This window comes from Mesorhizobium sp. M4A.F.Ca.ET.050.02.1.1 (assembly GCF_003997725.1).
Classification (GTDB): Bacteria; Pseudomonadota; Alphaproteobacteria; order Rhizobiales; family Rhizobiaceae; genus Mesorhizobium.
Map to the genome: position 1 here is coordinate 1 of NZ_RZSG01000829.1, position 2529 is coordinate 2529.

2 protein-coding genes and 1 pseudogene are annotated in these 2529 nt (G+C 56.5%); 1 reads left to right on the forward strand and 2 read right to left on the reverse strand.

Annotated elements, in window-relative coordinates; translation table 11 throughout:
* A partial coding sequence (locus EOA33_RS39430) for a class I SAM-dependent DNA methyltransferase (RefSeq protein WP_190234433.1) occupies window positions 1-1273 on the forward strand: 1273 nt, incomplete at its 5' end.
* Between the two features lie 208 nt (window positions 1274-1481).
* Here the strand turns inward: EOA33_RS39430 and EOA33_RS31840 are convergent.
* Both EOA33_RS31840 and EOA33_RS31845 read right to left on the reverse strand, forming a co-directional pair.
* Window positions 1482-2072, reverse strand: a complete 591-nt coding sequence (locus EOA33_RS31840) for a hypothetical protein (RefSeq protein ID WP_127407430.1) — start codon at window positions 2070-2072, stop codon at window positions 1482-1484.
* 105 nt (window positions 2073-2177) lie between these two features.
* Window positions 2178-2529, reverse strand: a pseudogene (locus tag EOA33_RS31845) (hypothetical protein); the annotation flags it as partial.

Consider the following 2529-nt stretch of genomic DNA (forward strand, 5'->3'; position numbering starts at 1 on the left):
CCTCACGATCGGCGTGGATGTCACCAAATCGAAAGCGCTGGTGGCCAACGACGCGATTTGTTCACCGGGCGTGAAGCTTCATGGTGATGGTTTCATCGTCACGCGGGCAAAGGCCCTTGAGCTCGGCCTTGGAAGGCGGCCGGGCCTCGACCGGCATATCCGAGAATATCGGAACGGCAGGGATCTGACGTCTCGACGGCGTGGGGTGATGGTTATCGATCTGTTTGCCTCTGCCGCATCAGAAGTCCGGCGCGACTTCCCCGAAGTTTATCAGCACCTGCTAGATACCGTGAAGCCAGAACGCGACAGAAACAATCGGGCCTCATATCGAGAGAAATGGTGGTGGTTCGGCGAACCGCGACGGGAACTCCGGCCAGCGATCGAAGGCTTGCCTCGTTACATCGCGACCGTTGAAACGATGAAGCACCGCATTTTTCAGTTCATTGATGGCATGGTTCTTCCGGACAACAAGCTGATTGTGATGGCGCTCGACGACGCTTTTGCTCTAGGGGTTCTTTCGTCGCGCGTACACGTGGCTTGGTCACTGGCAGCGGGCGGCAAGCTGGGGGTTGGAAACGACCCCGTCTATGTGAAATCGAAATGTTTCGATACGTTCCCATTCCCCGATGCCAACGCCTCGGCTCGGGCTGAAATCGGTGCCATTGCCGAAGAACTCGACGAGACACGCAAGCGGGTTCTTGCCGAGCATCCCGACTTGACTCTAACCGCGCTTTATAATGTTCTCGAAGCTATCCGGACGGCTGGTGTGCTCTCCCGCAAGGATCAGGATATCCGCAGCCGCGGCCGTGTTCTGATCCTGCGGGAGCTTCATGATCGGCTGGACGCCGCCGTCGTAAAATCCTACGGGTGGCACGCAGAAATCGACCCCGAGCAGATTCTCGATAGTCTTGTCCTGCTGAACCAAGTCCGGGCCGCAGAGGAGCGCCGGGGCTTCATCAAATGGCTGCGCCCGGAATATCAGATCGACAAGATTGGGCCGCTCGCGCATCGCGGCGATCGCGTCCAGGCGATCCTGGCGACCAAGGTTAGGGCGAAGAAGGCCCCGTTCCCCGCCGCACGACTAGATCAGGCGCGGGTAGTGCTCGACTTGATGGCACGCGCGAAAGCGCCTCTGTCAGCAGAGGAAATCGCCGTCGCGTTCTCATCACCGGACGAAACCATCGCCGAGGTGCGCGACGTGCTTCAATCTCTTGTCCGGCTCGGCCAAGCGGAAAGCTATGACCAAGGAAGAAGCTTCTTCCGAGCGGCGTAGGAGTTTCTCTTCGACAAGACTTGTCTCTCGAGCTCCATGTTGCCGGGTAGGTTGCGAAATGCGCATAGGCAACGGCATCAGGACAGGCGGACGGGCAAGCGTTTCGGCGCGGTTAGCCGCTCCGTGAGCATGTTCGAGCCGTAGGCGAAGCAGAGAACATTCCCATTTTATAGCGACCCGAAAAGCGTCATGGCTCGTGCTTGGAGGCTCAGCGGTCCAAGGTGAGGTAGTAGCGCTGGATGCCTGGAAAGAGCCGCTTGAGGAAAAAGGACGCCAGTTCGAATGCGACCTTCGCGCTCTCATCAGTTGCCTTAGCGCCGCGGTGGACGATTTCGTCTCTAAGTTGCCGAACGTCTTCCTTCTCGGCCCAGATGTTCTTCTTCGCCGTTTTCGACCTGTGTAAAAGCTTAAAGTCGATATGGCCGGCCTCTTCGAGGATGTGAAAAAGCAGCTTATGCAGGTGTCTATTTCCGACAACGAGTTCCGCGACGAGTTCGCTGAATTTCTCGTCGTGAACGAGGCCGTACGCTATCGGCTTCAAGAGAACATCCCGGATGGTCATTTCGATGCATGAATAGGAGAATATTATCGAGGCGCTGGGGCTCACTGAGAGGAGTTTTTCAGCCTCTTCGAGGACGTCCAAAGCGACAATATCCAAATCCGGATTTGACAGATAGTATGAGCGCGATCGCTCCAGCGCAAATTCGCCAATGATGCTTTCTCGATTGTCGTCTATGATCTCCTTAGTCAATCTCTCATAGAACTCTTCTCTCATTACGTCTTCTAAGGTATCGGTCATTTCGAAGCCTTCTAAGGTCGTTCGCCGGCAGTCTAGTGCCGAGGAGTATTAAGCGATCTGATCCGCCAAGAAAGCTCGGCGGCTCTTCAAACGACGCCGTTTGAATTACCCAAGCTCGTGGATGGCGACCTTAGGAATGACCGCCTTGGCGATGTCGCATAGATGCTGATGATGGGTCAGGTAGATTACCTGGCCTACGCAGGCCATCTCGCCGAACAACCGGAAAACTTCTTCCGATCGGAGATGGTCGAAGGTTTCCATTATGTCGTCGGCTATGAACGGAACCGCCGGCCTGAGCTTGGCGAACTCATAGTAGCCGGCGAGCCGTAGAGCAAGGTAGAGCTGAAAACGCGCGCCTTTCGACAAAGCGTCTGCGACTTTCGATTGGCCATCCCGCTGCGTGGCGATGAGGACCTCACCGCCCTTCACCGGCTGGGTCGTCAAGCCTGTGTACTGG

Excerpts from the sequence above, each read along its gene's own strand:
- EOA33_RS31840 (WP_127407430.1), bottom strand. The coding sequence starts at position 2,072 with ATGACCGATACCTTAGAAGACGTAATGAGAGAAGAGTTCTATGAGAGA.